Source organism: Streptomyces sp. NPDC085946, assembly GCF_044540485.1.
Lineage (GTDB): Bacteria > Actinomycetota > Actinomycetes > Streptomycetales > Streptomycetaceae > Streptomyces.
Genome location: NZ_JBITSF010000019.1, coordinates 104786 through 123279, shown reverse-complemented (window position 1 = coordinate 123279; position 18494 = coordinate 104786). Strand labels below are relative to the sequence as shown.

17 protein-coding genes are annotated in these 18494 nt (G+C 73.6%); 9 read left to right on the top strand and 8 right to left on the bottom strand.

From position 1 onward, the window contains the following. The first annotated feature begins 56 nt into the window (after nucleotides 1-56). Nucleotides 57-1811 carry a lysine--tRNA ligase gene (lysS, locus tag ACIF8T_RS30540; protein ID WP_400039391.1) on the top strand — a complete coding sequence of 585 codons (1755 nt, stop codon included), beginning with the start codon at nucleotides 57-59 and terminating at the stop codon, nucleotides 1809-1811. Between the two features lie 48 nt (nucleotides 1812-1859). Here lysS and ACIF8T_RS30535 read toward each other — a convergent pair whose 3' ends face one another. The 3 genes from ACIF8T_RS30535 to ACIF8T_RS30525 all read right to left on the bottom strand — a co-directional run bounded on the left by ACIF8T_RS30535 (nucleotide 1860) and on the right by ACIF8T_RS30525 (nucleotide 5132). After that, on the bottom strand, nucleotides 1860-3149 hold the full coding sequence (locus ACIF8T_RS30535; protein ID WP_400039389.1) for a DUF2637 domain-containing protein: 1290 nt from the start codon (nucleotides 3147-3149) through the stop codon (nucleotides 1860-1862). A 124-nt stretch (nucleotides 3150-3273) separates the two neighbouring features. Continuing rightward, on the bottom strand, nucleotides 3274-4170 hold the full coding sequence (locus tag ACIF8T_RS30530; protein ID WP_400039387.1) for a DUF3558 family protein: 897 nt from the start codon (nucleotides 4168-4170) through the stop codon (nucleotides 3274-3276). 119 nt (nucleotides 4171-4289) lie between these two features. After that, complete coding sequence (locus ACIF8T_RS30525) at nucleotides 4290-5132, bottom strand: DUF3558 domain-containing protein (protein WP_400039386.1); 843 nt, start codon at nucleotides 5130-5132, stop codon at nucleotides 4290-4292. A 205-nt stretch (nucleotides 5133-5337) separates the two neighbouring features. On the opposite strand from ACIF8T_RS30525, the gene ACIF8T_RS30520 reads away from it, so the two are divergent. After that, complete coding sequence (locus tag ACIF8T_RS30520) at nucleotides 5338-6531, top strand: RtcB family protein (RefSeq protein WP_400039384.1); 1194 nt, start codon at nucleotides 5338-5340, stop codon at nucleotides 6529-6531. 6 nt (nucleotides 6532-6537) lie between these two features. Here the strand turns inward: ACIF8T_RS30520 and ACIF8T_RS30515 are convergent, their stop codons facing one another. Further along, a complete protein-coding gene (locus ACIF8T_RS30515) occupies nucleotides 6538-7317 on the bottom strand; it encodes an SDR family NAD(P)-dependent oxidoreductase (RefSeq protein ID WP_400039383.1) in 780 nt (259 codons plus the stop codon). 245 nt (nucleotides 7318-7562) lie between these two features. Continuing rightward, nucleotides 7563-8372: a DUF6597 domain-containing transcriptional factor gene (locus tag ACIF8T_RS30510; protein WP_400039381.1), complete on the bottom strand. Its 810-nt coding sequence runs from the start codon at nucleotides 8370-8372 to the stop codon at nucleotides 7563-7565. 146 nt (nucleotides 8373-8518) lie between these two features. Between ACIF8T_RS30510 and ACIF8T_RS30505 the strand changes: the two genes are divergently transcribed. The 4 genes from ACIF8T_RS30505 (at nucleotide 8519) to ACIF8T_RS30490 (ending at nucleotide 12966) form a co-directional block, all read left to right on the top strand. Further along, the gene (locus ACIF8T_RS30505; protein ID WP_400039380.1) at nucleotides 8519-9172 is read left to right on the top strand and encodes a TIGR03086 family metal-binding protein; all 654 of its coding nucleotides are present in this window, start codon (nucleotides 8519-8521) and stop codon (nucleotides 9170-9172) included. Nucleotides 9173-9515: 343 nt separating this feature from the next. Beyond that, on the top strand, nucleotides 9516-10592 hold the full coding sequence (locus tag ACIF8T_RS30500) for an LLM class flavin-dependent oxidoreductase (RefSeq protein ID WP_400039378.1): 1077 nt from the start codon (nucleotides 9516-9518) through the stop codon (nucleotides 10590-10592). A 73-nt stretch (nucleotides 10593-10665) separates the two neighbouring features. Then, the gene (locus ACIF8T_RS30495) at nucleotides 10666-11532 is read left to right on the top strand and encodes a response regulator (protein ID WP_400039376.1); all 867 of its coding nucleotides are present in this window, start codon (nucleotides 10666-10668) and stop codon (nucleotides 11530-11532) included. After that, entirely contained in the window at nucleotides 11533-12966 is a 1434-nt protein-coding gene (locus ACIF8T_RS30490) for an ATP-binding protein (protein WP_400039374.1), read from the top strand. Between the two features lie 275 nt (nucleotides 12967-13241). Here ACIF8T_RS30490 and ACIF8T_RS30485 read toward each other — a convergent pair whose 3' ends face one another. Both ACIF8T_RS30485 and ACIF8T_RS30480 read right to left on the bottom strand, forming a co-directional pair. Further along, nucleotides 13242-13715, bottom strand: coding sequence for a GNAT family N-acetyltransferase (locus tag ACIF8T_RS30485; protein WP_400039447.1), 474 nt, complete (start codon nucleotides 13713-13715; stop codon nucleotides 13242-13244). 78 nt (nucleotides 13716-13793) lie between these two features. Further along, the gene (locus ACIF8T_RS30480; RefSeq protein ID WP_400039372.1) at nucleotides 13794-14174 is read right to left on the bottom strand and encodes an ArsR/SmtB family transcription factor; all 381 of its coding nucleotides are present in this window, start codon (nucleotides 14172-14174) and stop codon (nucleotides 13794-13796) included. A 183-nt stretch (nucleotides 14175-14357) separates the two neighbouring features. On the opposite strand from ACIF8T_RS30480, the gene ACIF8T_RS30475 reads away from it, so the two are divergent. Further along, complete coding sequence (locus tag ACIF8T_RS30475) at nucleotides 14358-14864, top strand: ArsI/CadI family heavy metal resistance metalloenzyme (RefSeq protein ID WP_400039370.1); 507 nt, start codon at nucleotides 14358-14360, stop codon at nucleotides 14862-14864. 470 nt (nucleotides 14865-15334) lie between these two features. Here the strand turns inward: ACIF8T_RS30475 and ACIF8T_RS30470 are convergent, their stop codons facing one another. Continuing rightward, nucleotides 15335-15772 (bottom strand): hypothetical protein, encoded by a 438-nt coding sequence (locus tag ACIF8T_RS30470; protein WP_003974483.1) that lies wholly within the window; start codon nucleotides 15770-15772, stop codon nucleotides 15335-15337. Between the two features lie 548 nt (nucleotides 15773-16320). Between ACIF8T_RS30470 and hemL the strand changes: the two genes are divergently transcribed. Both hemL and ACIF8T_RS30460 read left to right on the top strand, forming a co-directional pair. Continuing rightward, nucleotides 16321-17637 (top strand): glutamate-1-semialdehyde 2,1-aminomutase, encoded by a 1317-nt coding sequence (hemL, locus tag ACIF8T_RS30465; RefSeq protein ID WP_400039368.1) that lies wholly within the window; start codon nucleotides 16321-16323, stop codon nucleotides 17635-17637. Further along, nucleotides 17634-18317, top strand: coding sequence for a histidine phosphatase family protein (locus tag ACIF8T_RS30460; protein ID WP_400039366.1), 684 nt, complete (start codon nucleotides 17634-17636; stop codon nucleotides 18315-18317). Before hemL ends, ACIF8T_RS30460 begins: the two co-directional genes overlap by 4 nt. Nucleotides 18318-18494 lie beyond the last annotated feature (177 nt).

Sequence of the window (18494 nt, the reverse complement as noted above, 5' to 3'; positions counted from 1 at the left end):
GCACCGGCCGCTGCTCGCGGAGAAACCTCCAGCTAACTCCCAGGGAAAAAGAGGACGTGCCGATCGTGGCTCAGAGCACCGAGACCACCGACTGGGTCTCCCGTTTCGCGGATGAGGTCATCGAGGAGTCGGAGCGTCGGGCCCCGGGCAAACCGGTCGTCGTCGCGTCCGGGCTGTCGCCGTCCGGCCCCATCCACCTGGGGAACCTGCGCGAGGTCATGACCCCGCACCTGGTCGCCGACGAGATCCGCCGCCGCGGCCGGCAGGTCCGGCACCTGATCTCCTGGGACGACTACGACCGCTACCGCAAGGTCCCCAAGGGCATCGCCGGCGTCGACGAGGAGGCCTGGGCCGAGCACATCGGCAAGCCGCTCACCTCCGTCCCCGCCCCGAAGGGCTCCGCCCACCCGAACTGGGCCGAGCACTTCAAGGCCGCCATGATCGAGTCGCTCGCCGAGCTGGGCGTGGAGTTCGACGGCATCAGCCAGACCGAGCAGTACACCTCCGGCGCCTACCGCGAGCAGATCCTGCACGCCATGAAGCACCGCGGGGACATCGACGCCGTCCTCGCCCAGTACCGGACCAAGCCCAAGCCCGCCGACCAGAAGAAGCGGCAGGCCCAGCAGAAGCCGGTCGACGAGGCCGAGCTGGAGGCCGCCGAGGGCTCCGGCGCCGCCGCCGAGGACGACGGCTCCGGCTCCGGCGGGTACTTCCCGTACAAGCCGTACTGCGGCAACTGCGAGAAGGACCTCACCACCGTCACCGCCTACGACGACGACTCCACCGAGCTGACCTACGCCTGCACCGCGTGCGGCTTCTCCGAGACGGTCCGGCTCAGCGAGTTCAACCGCGGCAAGCTGGTCTGGAAGGTCGACTGGCCGATGCGCTGGGCGTACGAAGGAGTGATCTTCGAGCCGAGCGGGGTCGACCACTCCTCCCCGGGCTCCAGCTTCCAGGTGGGCGGCCAGATCGTCGGCATCTTCGGCGGCGAGCAGCCCATCGGCCCCATGTACGCCTTCGTCGGCATCTCCGGCATGGCCAAGATGTCGTCGTCGAAGGGCGGGGTCCCCACCCCCGCCGACGCCCTGCAGATCATGGAACCGCAGCTGCTGCGCTGGCTCTACGCCCGCCGCCGCCCCAACCAGTCCTTCAAGGTCGCCTTCGACCAGGAGATCCAGCGCCTGTACGACGAGTGGGACCGGCTCGACGCCAAGGTCGCCGAGGGCACGGCCCTGCCCGCCGACCTCGCCGCGCACTCCCGCGCCGTGCGCACGGCCGCCGGCGAACTGCCCAGGACGCCCCGGCCGCTGCCGTACCGGACCCTGGCCTCCGTCGCCGACATCACCGCCGGCCACGAGGACCAGGCGCTGCGCATCCTCAGCGAGCTCGACCCCGAGCAGCCGCTGACCTCCCTGGACGAGGCCCGGCCGCGCTACGACAAGGCCGAGGCGTGGATCAACACGCACGTCCCCGCCGACCAGCGGACCATCGTGCGCGACGAGCCCGACACCGAACTGCTGAAGTCGCTCGACGACCAGGGCCGGGAGTCGCTCCGGCTGCTGCTCGACGGGCTGGCCGACCACTGGTCGCTGGACGGGCTCACCCACCTCGTCTACGGCGTGCCCAAGGTGCAGGCCGGCTTCTCCGCGGACGCCACGCCCAAGGAGCTGCCGCCGGAGATCAAGACCGCCCAGCGGTCCTTCTTCGCGCTGCTGTACCACCTGCTGGTCGGCCGGGACACCGGCCCCCGGCTGCCCACCCTGCTGCTGGCCGTCGGCCAGGACCGGGTGCGCAGGCTGCTCGGGGCGTGACCGCGGCACCGCACGACGAGAAGGGGCCCTCCCTCGAGGGCCCCTTCCTCATGCGATGTGCTCTTCCTCCAGCTCCTTGTTGAAGCGCCCGCTGAAGCGCTCCACCATGCGCTTGGCCTCCGCACCGTCGAGCCGGACGCCGAACGCGGCCTCGACGTTGTCGGCGAGCTGGTTCGCCGTCGGGTAGCTGCCGTTGATCGACTGCTTGAAGACCTGGTAGAGGGCCTCCTCGTCCGGCTCCGGAACGCCCCCGCCCTCACCCAGCTCACGGGTGCGGCCCGGGCCCGCCGGGACCGGGAAGGTGCCGGTGTCCTCCGGGGACGGCTCCTGGGGCGGCTCCTCCTGGTACTGGTCCTGGTACTGCTCGGCCTCCTGCTGCTCCGCGTACCACTGGGCGTACTGCTCGGCCGGGTCGTAGTCCGGGTCGTAGCCGCCCTGGTACGCCACCTCGCGGGGGACGAACCACGGGCTCTGCTCGGGCTCGGGTTCCGGCTCCGGCTCGGGCTCGGGTTCCGGGGCGGGGGCCGGCCCGGGCGCGGGGCGCTCGGCGGGCCGGGGGGTCTCCAGCTGCGGGCGCTGCTGCGCCGCGGGCGCCACCCGCGGCGCGGTCACCTCCGCCTGCGCGGGCGCCGGCGGGATGAGCGCCGGCTCGATCCCCGCCGCCGCCAGCCCCGCCGGAGCCGTCTCCGCCAGCGGGACGCCGTAGCGGGCCAGCCGCAGCGGCATCAGGGACTCCACCGGGGCCTTGCGCCGCCAGGCCCGCCCGAAGCGGGACCGCAGCCGCGCCTGGTAGACGAGACGTTCCTGCTCCAGCTTGATCACCTGGTCGTAGGAGCGCAGCTCCCACAGCTTCATGCGGCGCCACAGCAGGAACGTCGGGACCGGCGAGAGCAGCCAGCGGGTGAGGCGGACGCCCTCCATGTGCTTGTCCGCCGTGATGTCCGCGATCCGGCCGATCGCGTGCCGGGCCGCCTCCACCGACACCACGAACAGGACGGGGATGACGGCGTGCATGCCCACGCCCAGCGGGTCCGGCCAGGCCGCCGCGCCGTTGAAGGCGATCGTCGCGGCCGTCAGCAGCCACGCCGTCTGGCGCAGCAGCGGGAAGGGGATGCGGATCCAGGTCAGGAGCAGGTCCAGGGCGAGCAGGACGCAGATGCCCGCGTCGATGCCGATCGGGAAGACGTAGGAGAAGTTCCCGAAGCCCTTCTGGACGGCCAGTTCCCGCACGGCCGCGTACGACCCGGCGAATCCGATACCGGCGATGACGACGGCACCGGCGACGACCACACCGATGAGAACCCGGTGCATCCGTGTCAGCTGCAGTGGCGCGGCCACCCGTCCTCCCCTCCCTTGCGCGTTGTTGCGCGCAACAGAGTGGCACATGTGTGCGGGGGACGGGTGGCCGGTCCGGGGTCGGGCGCGGTTCCGGGACCGTGCCGGCTCCCGGCCGCGCCCTTCGTCAGCTCTTGCGCGCGGCCGAAGAGGTCGCCTTCGAGGGCGACTTGGACGAAGCCGCGGACGGCGAGGCGGACGCCGGCTTCGACGCGGACTTCGACGGCGTCTTCGAGGGCGCCTTGGACGGCGAGCCGCTCGCCGTGCCGCCGCCCTCGCCGTTCGCCGACACCACCGAGGCCACCGCCTCCTCGGCCGCCTTCTTCGCGTCCTTCATCAGCTCGCCGGCGTCCGGCGTCTTGTCACCGGCCAGACCCGCGCCGTTGTAGTCGACCGTGACGACGACGTTCTCGGCGCGCGCCACCACCGTCTGCTGCTTGAAGGTGCCTTCCTTCTTCTTCAGCTCGTACCGCACGGCCGTCGCCTCGTCGCCCGTGCCCGCGACCGGCTCCGACTTGGTGCTCTTGGCGCCCTCCACGGCCTGGGCGTCCTGCACCTGCTTCTGGTAGTACTCCCGCGCCAGTTCGTCGCCCGCGCCACGCGTGACGTCCGACTCGAAGCGCAGCAGCGACACGTTCAGCCAGCGGAACTGCGAGCCCTTCACCCCGTTGTTGTCCAGGCTGCTCCACGAGCAGCCGGCACGCGTCGACAGGTCGTCCGACGTGCCCTCCTTGCCGGACTTGGCCTTCGGGACGAGGTCGTCCAGCGTCTTCTCCGCCAGCACGTCGCACGGCTCGGGCAGCGTGTCGTACGCCGCGGGCCGCACGGTCGGCGACGGGCTCGCGGACGCCGACGCGGCGGCGTTCTCCGGCTTGTCCCCGCCGTCCGAGCCGGAGTCCGAGGAGCAGCCGGCTGCCACCAGCATCACGGGGACGGCGGCCGCGCAGACAAGGACGCGGGTCAGACGCTTCGCTCGCTGGTGGGGCAGGTCTCGCTGTGCTCGTCGCATGGTTCCTTCACTCATGACACTCGTGGTTCCTGCGGTCCGGAACGGGTCCGAGGGGTCACGGTACGCGGTGCGTCAGCCGAGCGGACGGCCTTCGCCGGCTTCGCGGACGCGCGCGCCACACCCGTCGAGGTGGCTCAGCCGCCCAGCGAATCCGCCAGCCGCGCGGCCAGTTTCCGGGCCCTGTCCTGCATTTCCTTGCTGTCCGGGACCACGCCGACCGTGACCGGCTGCTCCGCGTACTCGATCGTCACGATCACGTTCGACGTGCGGAACGCCACAGTCACCGTGCGCTGCTTGGCCGTCGAACCCGAGCTGCTCAGCTCGTCGTCGAGGAACGCCTCGTCGCCGAGGTCCTCCAGCAGCCGGGGCTGGAGGTCGGCCGGGGTGACCGAGGAGGACGAGGACGAGGAGGCCGTGCCCGAACCGGTCGGGGACGCCGAGGACGAGGGCGAGGCCGACGCGGAGGGCGAGCCGCTGGGGGCGGCGGGGGAACCGGAGTCCGTGCCGACGGAGTCCGTCACCGCCGGCACGGGCAGCTCGGCGTCCGCCGCCTTCTCAGCGAACAGCTGCTCGGCCTGGCTGTCGTCACTGACGGCGGTGTCGTACGACACCACCCGCTCGAAGTCGACGAACAGGTGGTCGGTGGCGTTCGCCGACTCCACCTTCCAGCGGCAGCCGACCTTGCGGTCGGTGTCGTACGTGAGGGTCGCCTGGCCCGCGTACGCCTTCTCGCGCTGCTCCTCGTCGGTCATCTCCCGCACGCCGGGCAGGAGTTCGTCGAGGCTCTCGCTGCCGACCGCGCCGCAGGGCTCGGGCAGGGTGCGGTACCGGCCCGGTTCCGCCGCCGCGGTCGCCTGGCCGGCGTCGCCCGGGTTGGCGTCGTCCGTCACGCCGCCGTCGCCCGAGCCGCCGGTGCAGCCGGCCAGCAGGACCGCGAGGAGCGCGGCGACGCCGGGTACGTACGCCTTCCGCTGCACGGTGAGGCTCCTCTCGACGGTGTCCGTTGTCCGGATGATCCAGTGTCCCCGCTGGTTAATCGCTTGCCGCACGGGGGCGTCCCCTGGAGACAATGTGTATCGCACGCACTGCCGTGGACGCCGGTCCGTCATCCCTTTTCGTCGACCTTGGCACCGGTTTTGCGCTTCACCGCTTTCTGTTGTTTTCCGGGGGAACGAGGACGATATGTCGTACGTCGAGGTGCCGGGTGCGAAGGTGCCCATCCGCATGTGGGCCGACCCGGCGTCGGTCGAGGACGGGGCGATGCAGCAGCTCCGGAACGTCGCGACCCTGCCGTGGATCAAGGGCCTGGCCGTGATGCCGGACGTGCACTACGGCAAGGGCGCGACGGTCGGCTCCGTCATCGCGATGCGCGGCGCGGTGTGCCCGGCCGCGGTGGGCGTCGACATCGGCTGCGGCATGTCGGCGGTCCGGACCTCCCTCACCGTCAACGACCTGCCGGGCGATCTCTCCCGCCTGCGGTCGAGGATCGAGCAGGCGATCCCGGTGGGGCGGGGGATGCACGACGAGCCGGTCGATCCGGGGCGGTTCCACGGTCTCGCGACGGGCGGGTGGGACGACTTCTGGCGGCGGTTCGGCGGGGTCGCCGAAACGGTCAGATTCCGTCACGACCGGGCCGGAAAGCAGATGGGAACGCTCGGCGGCGGGAACCATTTTGTCGAGGTTTGCACGGATACATCCGGCTCTGTCTGGCTGATGCTGCACTCCGGTTCCCGCAACATCGGCAAGGAACTCGCCGAGCACCACATCGGCGTCGCCCAGCGGCTCCCGCACAACCAGGGCCTGGTCGACCGGGACCTCGCCGTCTTCGTCGCGGACACCCCGCAGATGGCGGCGTACCGCAACGACCTGTTCTGGGCGCAGGAGTACGCCAAGTACAACCGCTCGATCATGATGGCGCTGCTGAAGGACGTCGTCCGCAAGGAGTTCAAGAAGGCGAAGCCGGTCTTCGAGCCGGAGATCTCCTGCCACCACAACTACGTGGCGGAGGAGCGGTACGAGGGCATGGACCTGCTGGTGACCCGCAAGGGCGCGATCCGCGCGGGCTCGGGCGAGTACGGGATCATCCCCGGCTCGATGGGCACGGGTTCGTACATCGTGAAGGGCCTCGGCAACGAGAAGTCCTTCAACTCGGCCTCGCACGGCGCCGGCCGGCGCATGAGCCGCAACGCGGCCAAGCGCCGGTTCACGACGAAGGACCTGGAGGAGCAGACCCGGGGCGTGGAGTGCCGCAAGGACTCCGGCGTCGTGGACGAGATCCCGGGCGCCTACAAGCCGATCGAGCAGGTCATCGACCAGCAGCGGGACCTCGTCCAGGTCGTGGCCAAGCTCAAGCAGGTCGTCTGCGTGAAGGGCTGACGCCCGTCAGCGCGTCTCCCGGTGCACCTTCGTGTTCGACGCCTGGGCGCGGGGGCGGACGATCAGGAGGTCGATGTTGACGTGGCTGGGGCGGGTGACCGCCCAGGTGATGGTGTCGGCGACGTCGTCGGCGGTGAGGGGGTCGGCGACGCCCTCGTAGACCTTCGCGGCCTTCTGGGCGTCGCCGCCGAAGCGGGTCAGGGCGAACTCGTCCGTCCTGACCATGCCCGGCGCGATCTCGACGACCCGCACCGGCTGGCCGACGATCTCCAGGCGGAGGGTCTCGGCGAGGACGTGGGCGCCGTGCTTGGCGGCGACGTAGCCCGCGCCGCCCTCGTACGTGGCGTGGCCGGCGGTGGAGGACACCACGACCACCGTGCCGTCGCCGCTGGCGATCAGCTTGGGGAGCAGGGCCTGGGTGAGGTTGAGGGTGCCGAGGACGTTCGTCTCGTACATGCGGCGCCAGTCGTCCGGGTCGCCGGTGGCGACCGGGTCGGCGCCCAGCGCGCCGCCCGCGTTGTTGACGAGGACGCCGATCGTCCGGAAGGCGGTCGCGAACTCGTCGACGGCGGCGCGGTCGGTGACGTCCAGCGCGTACGCGGTGGCCGAGTGGCCGGCCCGGGTGATCTCCTCGGCGAGCGCCTCGATGCGGTCCTTGCGGCGTGCGGTGAGGACGACGCGGTAGCCGGCCGCGGCGAGCTGCCGGGCCGTGGCGGCCCCGATGCCGCTGCTCGCACCGGTGACGACGGCGATGCGGGAGGCGGCGGGCGGTGCGGCGGTGGCCATGGGCTGCTCCTGGGCGGGTGAGGCGGTGGGCCGGTGGTCGCCGTCCAGCGTAGGTGACGGGCCGTGAGCTGTCCGGGCCCCGTCCACGGGGCGGACGGGCCGGGAGGATCCCGGCGGCTCGCGCGCTCGACCGGCGCGCGCGGCGCCCCGGGCCGGCCGCGGTGCCCGCGCACGCCCGGCCGGACCGGGCCGGGCGCCGATGGTCCTTCGCGTCGCCTGACGCCCGCCGGTTCCCCGCGGGCCCGTCAGCGCACGCTCTGCGCGTACGCCGTCGGCGGCACGCCCACCGTCGCCGTGAAGTCCCTGACGAGGTGGGCCTGGTCGGCGTAGCCGAGGTCGGCGGCCAGCGCGGCCCAGTCCGTGCCGGAGGACGACTCGGCCCGCTCCAGGGCGTCGTGGACGCGGTAGCGCAGGATGACCCACTTGGGGCCCACGCCGACGTACTCGGCGAACAGGCGCTGCACGGACCGGACCGACATGCCCTCGGAGCGGGCGAAGTCGCCGACGCGGCGGATGGTGCGGTCGCGGCGGATCCGGTCGGCCAGGGCCATCGCGAGGGCGGCCTGGGGGTCGGGCCGCGGCCCGTGGCGCAGCAGGAAGGCGTCCAGGGCGGCCACGCGGTCCCGTTCGCCGTCGGGGCCGAGGACGGCGTCGACGTCCGGGTCCGTCCCCGGGTACGCCTCGGCCAGCGGCACGCGCCGCCCGGTCCAGCCGGACACCGCGCGCCCGGGCGCGAAGGGGCGGAAGCCGCCGGGCCGGAACTGGACGCCGCACACCCGTCCGCGTCCGCGCAGCTCATGCGTGAACAGGCCGAGCCCGATCCCGGCGACCTCGCCGAAGGGCTCGCGTCCCTCGAACCGCTGGAAGACGATGTTCACGCTCGGGTGCGGGACCACGTGGGAGACGTACGGCTCCGTCAGGTCCCAGTCGATGAGCCAGTAGTGCTCCAGGTAGGGGCGCAGCGGTTCGGCCGGCGTGTGGCGGCGGAAGCGGACGCGGGCGAGGAGGCCGGGGGCGTCGACGATGCCGCGGGTGTCGCGTCGGGGAGCGGCCATGGCCGGATCGTATGCGGTGGCACCCCGGGCCCGCCCGGGTCCGTCCGGTGCCGCCGGGTGCCGTCCGGTGCCGCCGGGTCCGCGGTCCCGCCCGCCTGTCGCGTTTTTTCAAGCCCCGGCGGCGGTGCCGTCCGTACGGTCGCGGCATGACGTACGAGAACGAGACCGTGGTGCGTGGGCAGGAGGGCGGAGCCCCGGGAGGTGTGCCGGGGGCGACGCGGGCGCCCTCGCTCGGTGTGCTGCTCGGCGCGGCCGCCGAGCGGGCGGTGCCCGTGGTGCGGGGCATCCCGGACGAGGCCCTGGCGGCCCCGACGCCGTGCGGCGACTACGACGTGCGGGCCCTGGTGAACCACCTGTTCCACGTGGTGGTGGAGTTCCGGGCGCTGGCCGCGAAGCAGCCGGCGGACTTCTCCCGCACGCCGGACCGGGTGGGCGCGGGCGGCGACTGGCGGGAGGAGTTCGCCGGGGCGGCGGCGCGGCTGGTGGCGGCCTGGTCCGCGCCGGGGGCCGAGGAGGGCACCACCGGGGGGATGGGCCTGCCGGCCCGGACGGTGGGCTGCATGGCGCTGCTCGACCTGACCGTGCACGCCTGGGACCTGGCGCGCGCGACCGGCCGGACGTACCTGCCGGACGCCGGTGTCCTGGACACCCTCGACGAGGCGGTGGCCGAGATGGCGCCGACGGCCCGGCGGATGGGCTTCTTCGCCGATCCGGTGCCGGTGGCGCGGGACGCGGGCCGCTTCGAGCAGCTCCTGGCGGCGACGGGGCGCGACCCTTCCTGGGAGCGGCCGGGGGATTGAGCCGTGCGGGGGCGGCTGCGCAGGGGGTGGTCGTACGTGAACCCTGTGCGGGGTGGGCCGGGGAGGGTGTCCCGCACGGGGGTGGTCCGGGGTATGCGCCCCGTGTGGGGTGGCCGGGGGATCGGCTTCCGCGCGGGGCGGACTGAGATCGGCTTCCGCGTGGGGCGGACCGGGATCAGCCTCCGCGCGGGGTGGCCCGGGACGTGTGTCCCGCGCAGGGCGGACCCGGATCGGCTCCCGCGCGGGTCCGGTCCCGGGAGGGTGTCCCGCACGGGCCAGTCCCGGGAATGCGCCCCCCGCAGGTATGGTTGAACAGTAAACAACCTGCGGAGGGTGAGCGACCATGCAGTTCGGGATCTTCAGCGTGGGCGACGTGACGCCGGACCCGGTCACGGGCCGGACGCCGACCGAGCGGGAGCGCATCAAGGCCATGGTCGCGATCGCGCTCAAGGCGGAGGAGGCCGGGCTCGACGTCTTCGCGACCGGCGAGCACCACAACCCGCCGTTCGTGCCGTCGTCGCCGACCACCATGCTCGGGTACATCGCCGCCCGCACCGAGCGGCTGGTCCTGTCCACGGCCACGACCCTGATCACCACCAACGACCCGGTGAAGATCGCCGAGGACTTCGCGATGCTCCAGCACCTGGCCGACGGCCGGGTCGACCTGATGCTGGGCCGCGGCAACACCGCGCCGGTCTACCCCTGGTTCGGGCAGGACATCCGCCAGGGCATCCCGCTCGCGATCGAGAACTACGCCCTGCTGCACCGGCTGTGGCGCGAGGAGGGCGTCGACTGGGAGGGCCGGTTCCGCACGCCCCTGCAGGGCTTCACGGCCACGCCCCGCCCGCTGGACGGCGTACCGCCGTTCGTCTGGCACGGCTCCATCCGCTCCCCGGAGATCGCCGAGCAGGCCGCGTACTACGGCGACGGCTTCTTCCACAACAACATCTTCTGGCCCGCCGACCACACCCGGCGGATGGTCGAGCTGTACCGGGAGCGGTACGCGCACTACGGCCACGGCACGCCCGAGCAGGCGGTCGTCGGGCTCGGCGGGCACGTGTTCATGCGGCGCAACTCGCAGGACGCGGTGCGCGAGTTCCGGCCGTACTTCGACGTCGCGCCGGTGTACGGGCACGGGCCGTCGCTGGAGGAGTTCACGGCCCAGACCCCGCTGACCGTCGGCTCCCCGCAGCAGGTCGTCGAGAAGACGCTGGCCTTCCGCGAGTACGCCGGCGACTACCAGCGGCAGCTCTTCCTGATCGACCACGCGGGCCTGCCGCTGAAGACCGTGCTGGAGCAGATCGACATCCTCGGCGAGGAGGTCGTGCCCGTGCTGCGCAAGGAGTTCGCGACCGGCCGGCCGGCCGACGTGCCGGACGCGCCGACGCACGCCTCCCGGGTCGCCCGGGCCCGAGGGTGAGAGCGCAGTAAGAAGGCCGCCCGGGCGCGACGCACCCGATCACGCCGCCCGGGCGCCTTGGCACACTGGACGCGTGCCCCAGACAGTTCTGCTCGCCGAGGACGACCGCGCCATCCGCCACGCCCTGGAGCGCGCCCTGACGCTGGAGGGCTACCGGGTCACGGCGGTCGCCGACGGCGTCGAGGCGCTGGCCCAGGCCCACCGCAGCCGTCCGGACGTCCTCGTGCTGGACGTGATGATGCCCGGCATCGACGGGCTCCAGGTGTGCCGCGTGCTGCGCGCCGAGGGCGACCGCACGCCGATCCTGATGCTGACGGCGCTCGTGGAGACCGCCGACCGGATCGCGGGTCTGGACGCGGGCGCCGACGACTACGTCGTCAAGCCGTTCGACGTCGAGGAGGTCTTCGCCCGGCTGCGCGCCCTGCTGCGCCGCACCGGCCCGGCGCCCGCCGACCCCGGCACCGCCCCGCCGGAGGCCCCGCGGCGTACCCCGGAGCCCGCCGGGCGCTCCGGGGAGCCGGGCGCCCCCGAGCCGGCCGCGTCACCGGCGGGCCCCGCGGCGTCCGCGTCCCCCGTGTCCCCGGCCGGCCCCGCGGCGCCCGGGCCCTCCGCGGTGGCCGCCCCCGCCGCCCTCCCCGAGCACCTCGTCGAGGCCGCCGGCATCCGCATGGACCCGCGGGCGCGCCGGGCCTGGCGGGGCCGGCGGGAGCTGGAGCTGACCCGCACCGAGTTCGAGCTGCTGGAACTGCTGGTCCGCAACGCGGGCATCGTCCTGGACCACTCGACCATCTACGACCGCATCTGGGGCTACGACTTCGGCCCCGGCTCCAAGAACCTCGCCGTCTACGTCGGCTACCTGCGCCGCAAGCTCGACGAGCCGGGCGCTCCGCAGCTCATCCACACGGTGCGCGGCGTGGGTTACGTGCTGCGGGAGGACTGAGTGCCCGCCCGTCCGCGGTGGCTGCCGGCCCTGCGGCGGCCCCACCTGCTGTCGCTGCGGACCACGTTCGCGGTGTCGTTCGCCACGGTCACGGCGGCCGTCACGGTGCTCGTCGGCATCCTGTCCTACAGCGCCGCGGCCCGGCTGGTGCGGGTCGACCAGCAGACGGTGTTCGACGAGGTGGTGCAGGACCTGCGCAACGAGGTCCGGCGCAACCGCATGACCCCGGGCGACTTCCTCTCCTCCGCGCCCGGTCACGACCTCGTGCGGCCCGCCCGCACCGACGTGCAGGTGCTCGGCCCGGACGGCCGGATCGCGGACCCGGGCAGCCCGGGGCTGCCGGTGACCGGTGCCGACCGCCGGGTCGCGGGCGCCGCCGTCGCCGGGCTGCTGACCCAGCACAAGGACGTCGACGTCGGCGACGACGTGTACCGCGTGGCGACCGTCGCGCTCGGCGACCGGCAGGGCGCCGTGCAGGTCGCGCAGGAGTTCAGCGACACGGAGGACCTGCTGCGGGCGCTCCAGCGGCGCACGCTGGTCCTGATGGCGGCCGTGGTGACCGGCGCCGGCCTGTTCGGCTGGTGGCTGGCCCGGCGCATCACGCGCCGCCTGGTCGTGCTGACCTCCGCCGCCGAGGACGTCGCCCGCACCCGCCGGCTCGGCGTCCAGGTGCCGGTCACCGGCTACGACGAGGTGGGCCGCCTGGGCCGTGCCTTCGACCGCATGCTGGGGCGCCTGGCCCAGTCCGAGGAGGACCAGCGCCGCCTGGTCCAGGACGCCGGTCACGAACTGCGCACCCCGCTGACCTCGCTGCGGACGAACATCTCCCTGCTGCGCCGCATCGACGAGCTCCCGCCCGGCACGCGCGAGGAACTGGTCGCGGACCTGGCCCAGGAGGCGCTCGAACTGACCGACCTGGTCAACGAGCTCGTCGACCTCGCCGCCGGGCAGTCCGACAGCGAGGCGCCGCAGCGGGTCGACCTCGCCGGTCTCGCCGAGGACGTGGCGGCCCTCGCCCGGCGCCGCAGCGGGCGCCGGATCACCGTCCGGGCCAGCGGCGAGACGGTGACGACCGGGCGGCCCGGCATGCTCACCCGGGCGCTGTCCAACCTCGTGGAGAACGCGGTGAAGTTCGACCGCGGCGGCCGGGCCCCGATCGAGATCGTGGTGGCCGGACCCGCCCGGCCGGGCACCCTCCGCGTCGAGGTCCTCGACCGGGGTCCGGGCATCTGCGACGACGACCTCCAGCGCGTCTTCGACCGCTTCTACCGCGCCGCCGACGCCCGTTCCCTGCCGGGCTCCGGCCTGGGCCTGTCGATCGTCCAGGAGGTGGCGCTGGCGCACGGCGGAGCCCCGTTCGCCCACCGGCGGGACGGGGGCGGGACGGTGATCGGGTTCACCGTGAGCGGGTGCGCGGCCGACGGGGGCGCGTGAGCGCGTGAGCGCGTGAGCACGGGCCGGACGGATCCGCGGGACCGGCGGGGCCGGAGGGGCCGGAGGGGTGTGGGGTCCCTGCCGGTCGTCCGGTGACGGTGGGCGGGGTGTGGGGTCCCTGCCGGTCGTCCGGTGACGGTGGGCGGGGCGTGGCGTCTTCGCCGGTCGCCTGGTGACGGCGGGCCGGGTGCGGGGTCCCCGCCGGTCACCCGACGACGGCCGACGGGGTACGGCGCCCCCGCCGGTCGCCCGACGGGGTACGGCGCCTCAGCCGGTCACACGACGACGGGGCTGCGGCGTTCGAGGAGGACGACGTCGCGCCAGCGGCCGTGGTGGCGGCCGATGCGCTCCCTCGTGCCGATGACGCGGAAGCCGGCCCGCGCGTGCAGCGCGAGACTGGCGGTGTTCTCGGGGAAGACGCCGGACTGGATCGTCCAGATCCCGGCCGCCTCCGTGGAGTCGATCAGCGCCGTCAGCAGCGTGGCGGCCACCCCGCGGCCCCGGGCGCCGGGGCGGACGTACACGGAGTGCTCGACGACACCGGCGTAGGCGCAGCGGTCGGAGACCCGGGAGGCGGCGACCCAGCCGAGGACCGTCCCGCGGGCGTCCAGGCCGACGAAGCGGTGCCCGGGGAGCCTGCCGGCGTCGAACGCCTCCCAGCTCGGCGCGGCCGTCTCGAAGGTCGCGTCGCCCTCGTCGATGCCCGCCTGGTAGATCGCCAGGACCTCGCCGGCGTGCGCGGCGGTCATCGGGGCGGCCGTCACGCCGGCGGGCGCGGCCGGTCCGGGCAGGGTGCTCTCGGGCACGGTGGCCTCTCCTCGGCCCGGTCAGGCCGTGGCCGGCGCGAGGGACAGCAGCCTGCCCATCGCGGCCAGCACGGACGGCTCGACGCGGTAGTACACCCAGGTGCCGCGCCGCTCGGAGGTGAGCAGGCCGGCCTCCCTCAGCTTCTTGAGGTGGTGCGAGACGGTCGGCTGGGAGACGCCGACGTCGGAGATGTCGCACACGCACGCCTCGCCGCCCTCGTGGGAGGCGACGGCGGAGAACAGCCGCAGGCGCACGGGGTCGCCCAGGGCCTTGAACATCCGCGCGGCCGTCTCGGCCTCCTCGGCGGTGAACGGGCGCTCGGTCAGCGGCGGGCAGCACGGCTCCGCGGAGGAACCGGAGACCTCGGGCCGGAGCAGCGGCAGCACCTTCGTGTTCGACATGTGTCTATGTTGACACACGTCGAATCAAATCCTCGTGGCCCCGTCTGGATTCGACCTCTGTCTATATTGATGATTGCCGAAGCAAGTGGCATGCTGGCACGTGCAGCACATCGACACATGTCGAAACAGAGGGATGCCGTGCACGTGCCGACGGCACCCCGTCCCGTCCCCAGGAGGAACGCCATGTCCCGCGTCCAACTCGCCCTGCGCGTCCCCGACCTCGCCGCGTCGGTCGCCTTCTACCGCAAGCTGTTCGGCACCGAGCCGGCCAAGCTCCGCGACGGCTACGCCAACTTCGCCGTCGCCGAGCCCCCGCTCAAGCTCGTCCTCATCGAGGGCGCGGCGGACGAGGAGACCCGCCTGGACCACCTCGGCGTCGAGGTCGGCTCCACCGAGGACGTGGCCGCCGCCACCGCCCGCCTCGCCGGGGCCGGCCTCGCCACGGCCGAGGAGCGCGACACCGCCTGCTGCTACGCCCTCCAGGACAAGGTCTGGGTGCACGGCCCCGGCCGCGAGCCCTGGGAGGTCTACGTGGTGAAGGCCGACGCCGGCACCCTCGCCCGGCAGCCGGACAGCACCTGCTGCACCGGCCTCTCCGGCACCGGCACCGACATCGATGCCGGCACCGCGGCCACGCGGCAGCCCGGCGCCGCCGCCCAGGACCCGGTGGTCGCGGGCGGCTGCTGCTGAGGCGGGGCCGCGGCCGGCACGGGGGGCCGGCCGCGGCCCGGACGGACGCGCGCCGCCGGGCGACGGCGGCGCGCGTCCGTCGGCGCCGCCCGGCGAGCCCGCCGCCGAGCGCCGCGTGGAGCCGGGCGCTCGGCTCGTTCAACTTGGTGATCTCCACGGTCCTGCCGTGCCGGCCGTACCGGGCCCGGACGGCGTCCGGGGCGGCGGAGGAGCCGGGGCGGGGCGGGCAGGCGGCGGCGCCGGACCTCACGGGCCCGCGCACGCGCTCTCCTGCGAACCGCCGGTGGCGGACTGCCGGACTCGGGGCCGTTCACCCGGGACGGCGGACCGCGGTCCGCGCCGGGAGCGTCACCGGCCCCGGCCGTCCGGCGGCCACGACCGCGTCCCGCACCGGCGGGACGGGCCCGGCGGCCGGCCGGGCGCCTCTGCCCGGCCCCGTCACCGGCCTCCCGGCCGCGCGGGGACGCGGCTCAGGGCCACACCAGGCAGTACGGCTGGTGCCCCGCCTCGTGCAGCCGGTGCGAGAAGTCCTGCCACTCGTGGAGCAGCTGGTACACGTTGAAGGCGTCCCGCGGGCCCCCGCGGTCCGGCACCGTCGACCAGATGAACGCCGCCGCGCCCACCGCCTCCTCGCCGATGCCGCGCAGCGGGTCGACGACGGTCATGGGGAGCTTGACCACGGCGTAGTCCGGGTGCAGGACGACCAGCTCCAGCGGCGGGACCTTGTGCAGGGGGACGCCCTCGATGCCGGTCAGCACCATGGCCGCCATCGTCTCCGGCTTGATCTTGGTGAACATGCCGTTCATGCCGAGCTCGTCGCCGCCGAGCTCCTCGGGACGCATCGAGATCGGGACGCGGGCCGCCGTCGCGCCGTCCGGCGCGCCGAAGTACTTGTACGTCACCCCCACCCGACCACCATTCCTGCTCCCCGACCCGGGACGGTCGATCCGTCCGTCCACGCGCCGGTCGTCCGTACGTCGATCGTCCATACGTCGGTCGACCCGCTCGGGTTCATTCGGAAGACCCTGCGTCTGACGTGCTTCGTTCGTGTCCTCCGCGTCGCGCCGGTGCCTTCCCCGCCGGGCACGTCGAGGACCCAGGTCATCGGTCCCCTCGCCCAGTCCGCCACCGCGATGCATATCTCCACCCGACTGCTTTTCTAGGACGCGTGGCCCCCGCCGCGCAACCCGATCATCGTGTCAGTGACCTCCCCCACGGCCGCTCGCCGAAACGTACGGCGGACCACCCGCGCGGGGAGCTCCTCGGCCTCTGACCGCCATGGGCCGTTCGAGCTGTGTGTATCAGGGACCAGTCTCGCAGACGGCGGCGGACCGGTAGGGGCGGTCGGCCCGGAGCGCCCCGCTGCGCCCCGTGCCCCTGGCCTACCCTGAACAGGTCACTGGCAACCGGAGTCCGTGAACCCGCAAGACGAAGAAGGTCGGAGAAGTCGCAGGTCATGAGCGAACTGGCATATCCGTACGAAGCCCCAGCCTCGCAGGCGCTGTTCGACCGTGCGACGGCCGTGACGCCGGGCGGCGTGAACTCCCCGGTGCGCGCCTTCCGCGCCGTCGGCGGTACGCCCCGGTTCATGGTGTCCGGCACCGGTCCGTACCTGACCGACGCCGACGGCCGCGAGTACGTCGACCTGGTCTGCTCCTGGGGGCCGATGATCCTCGGGCACGCCCACCCCGAGGTGATCGCCGCCGTCCAGGAGGCCGTGGCCCGCGGCACGTCCTTCGGCACGCCCGGTGAGGGCGAGGTCGCGCTCGCCGAGGAGATGGTCGCCCGGATCGAGCCGCTGGAGCAGGTGCGGCTCGTCTCCAGCGGGACCGAGGCGACGATGTCGGCGATCCGGCTGGCCCGCGGCTTCACCCGCCGCTCCAAGGTGATCAAGTTCGCCGGCTGCTATCACGGGCACGTCGACTCGCTGCTCGCCTCGGCCGGCAGCGGCGTGGCGACCTTCGCGCTGCCGGACACGCCCGGCGTGACCGGCGCCCAGGCCGGCGACACGATCGTGCTGCCGTACAACGACCTCGACGCGGTGCGCGCGGCCTTCGCCGCCCACCCCGGCGAGATCGCCTGCGTGATCACCGAGGCCTCGCCCGGGAACATGGGCGTCGTGCCGCCGCTGCCCGGGTTCAACCAGGGGCTCAAGGACGTCTGCGCCGAGCACGGCGCGCTCTACATCTCCGACGAGGTGATGACCGGCTTCCGCACCAGCAGGGCCGGCTGGTACGGCATCGACGGGGTGCGGCCCGACCTCATGACCTTCGGCAAGGTCATGGGCGGCGGCTTCCCCGCCGCGGCCTTCGGCGGGCGCGCCGACGTGATGGGCCACCTCGCCCCGGCCGGGCCGGTGTACCAGGCCGGCACCCTCTCCGGGAACCCCGTCGCCACCGCCGCCGGCCTCGCCCAGCTGCGCCTCCTCGACGACGCCGCCTACGACAGGGTCAACGCCGCCTCCGCGCGGATCCGGTCCCTCGTCTCCGAGGCGCTGACCAAGGAGGGCGTCGCGCACACGCTGCAGAACGCCTCCAACATGTTCTCCGTCTTCTTCACCGACCGGCCGGTGCGCACCTACGCGGACGCCAAGGAGCAGGAGGCCTTCCGCTTCAACGCGTTCTTCCACTCGATGCTCGCGAGCGGCGTCTACCTGCCGCCGTCGGCCTTCGAGTCCTGGTTCGTGTCCGCCGCGCACGACGAGCGGGCCCTGGAGCGGATCGCCGACGCCCTTCCGGCGGCGGCCCGGGCGGCTGCGGAGGCGACCGCATGAGCGCCGGCACCGACATCACTGTCGTCCACCTGATGCGGCACGGCGAGGTCGCCAACCCGGACGGCATCCTGTACGGCCGGCTGCCCGGCTACCACCTCTCCGAGCTGGGCGTGCGGATGGCCGAGCGGGTCGCCGAGCACCTGGCCCCGCGGGACGTGACGTACGTCGCGGCCTCCCCGCTGGAGCGGGCGCAGGAGACGGCCACGCCGATCGCCAAGGCGCACGGCCTGGAGCTGAACACCGACGAGCGGCTCATCGAGGCCGACAACGTCTTCCAGGGCAAGACCTTCGGCGTCGGCGACGGGGCGCTGCGCCGCCCGGGCAACTGGCGGCACCTGGTCAACCCGGTGCGGCCGTCCTGGGGCGAGCCGTACGTCGACCAGGTGGTGCGCATGACGGCCGCGCTGCACACGGCCAAGGACCGGGCGCGCGGGCACGAGGCGGTGCTGGTCAGCCACCAGCTGCCGATCTGGATCGTGCGGTCCTACGTCGAGCGGCGGCGGCTGTGGCACGACCCGCGCCGGCGGCAGTGCACGCTCGCCTCCCTGACGACCTTCACCTTCCAGGGCGACCGGATCGTGTCCGTCGGCTACTCCGAGCCGGCCCGCGATCTCGTCCCGCCCCACCTCCTGGCCGGCGCCAAGCCGGTGAAGGGGAAGGGCAAGGCCTTCGGGGCGTGACCGACGCGCCCCCGTCGCGCACCCCCCGTCACACACCCCCTGACGCAGCACCCTCTGACGCACCCCCCGTCACGCCCCCGTGACGCTCCTCACACGTACGTGACCCCGCTGCGAAACGTGTGCGAAAGCGAGGAACCTCCCCGTTCGTCACCTCCTCTGACTGGGTGACCACCCAAG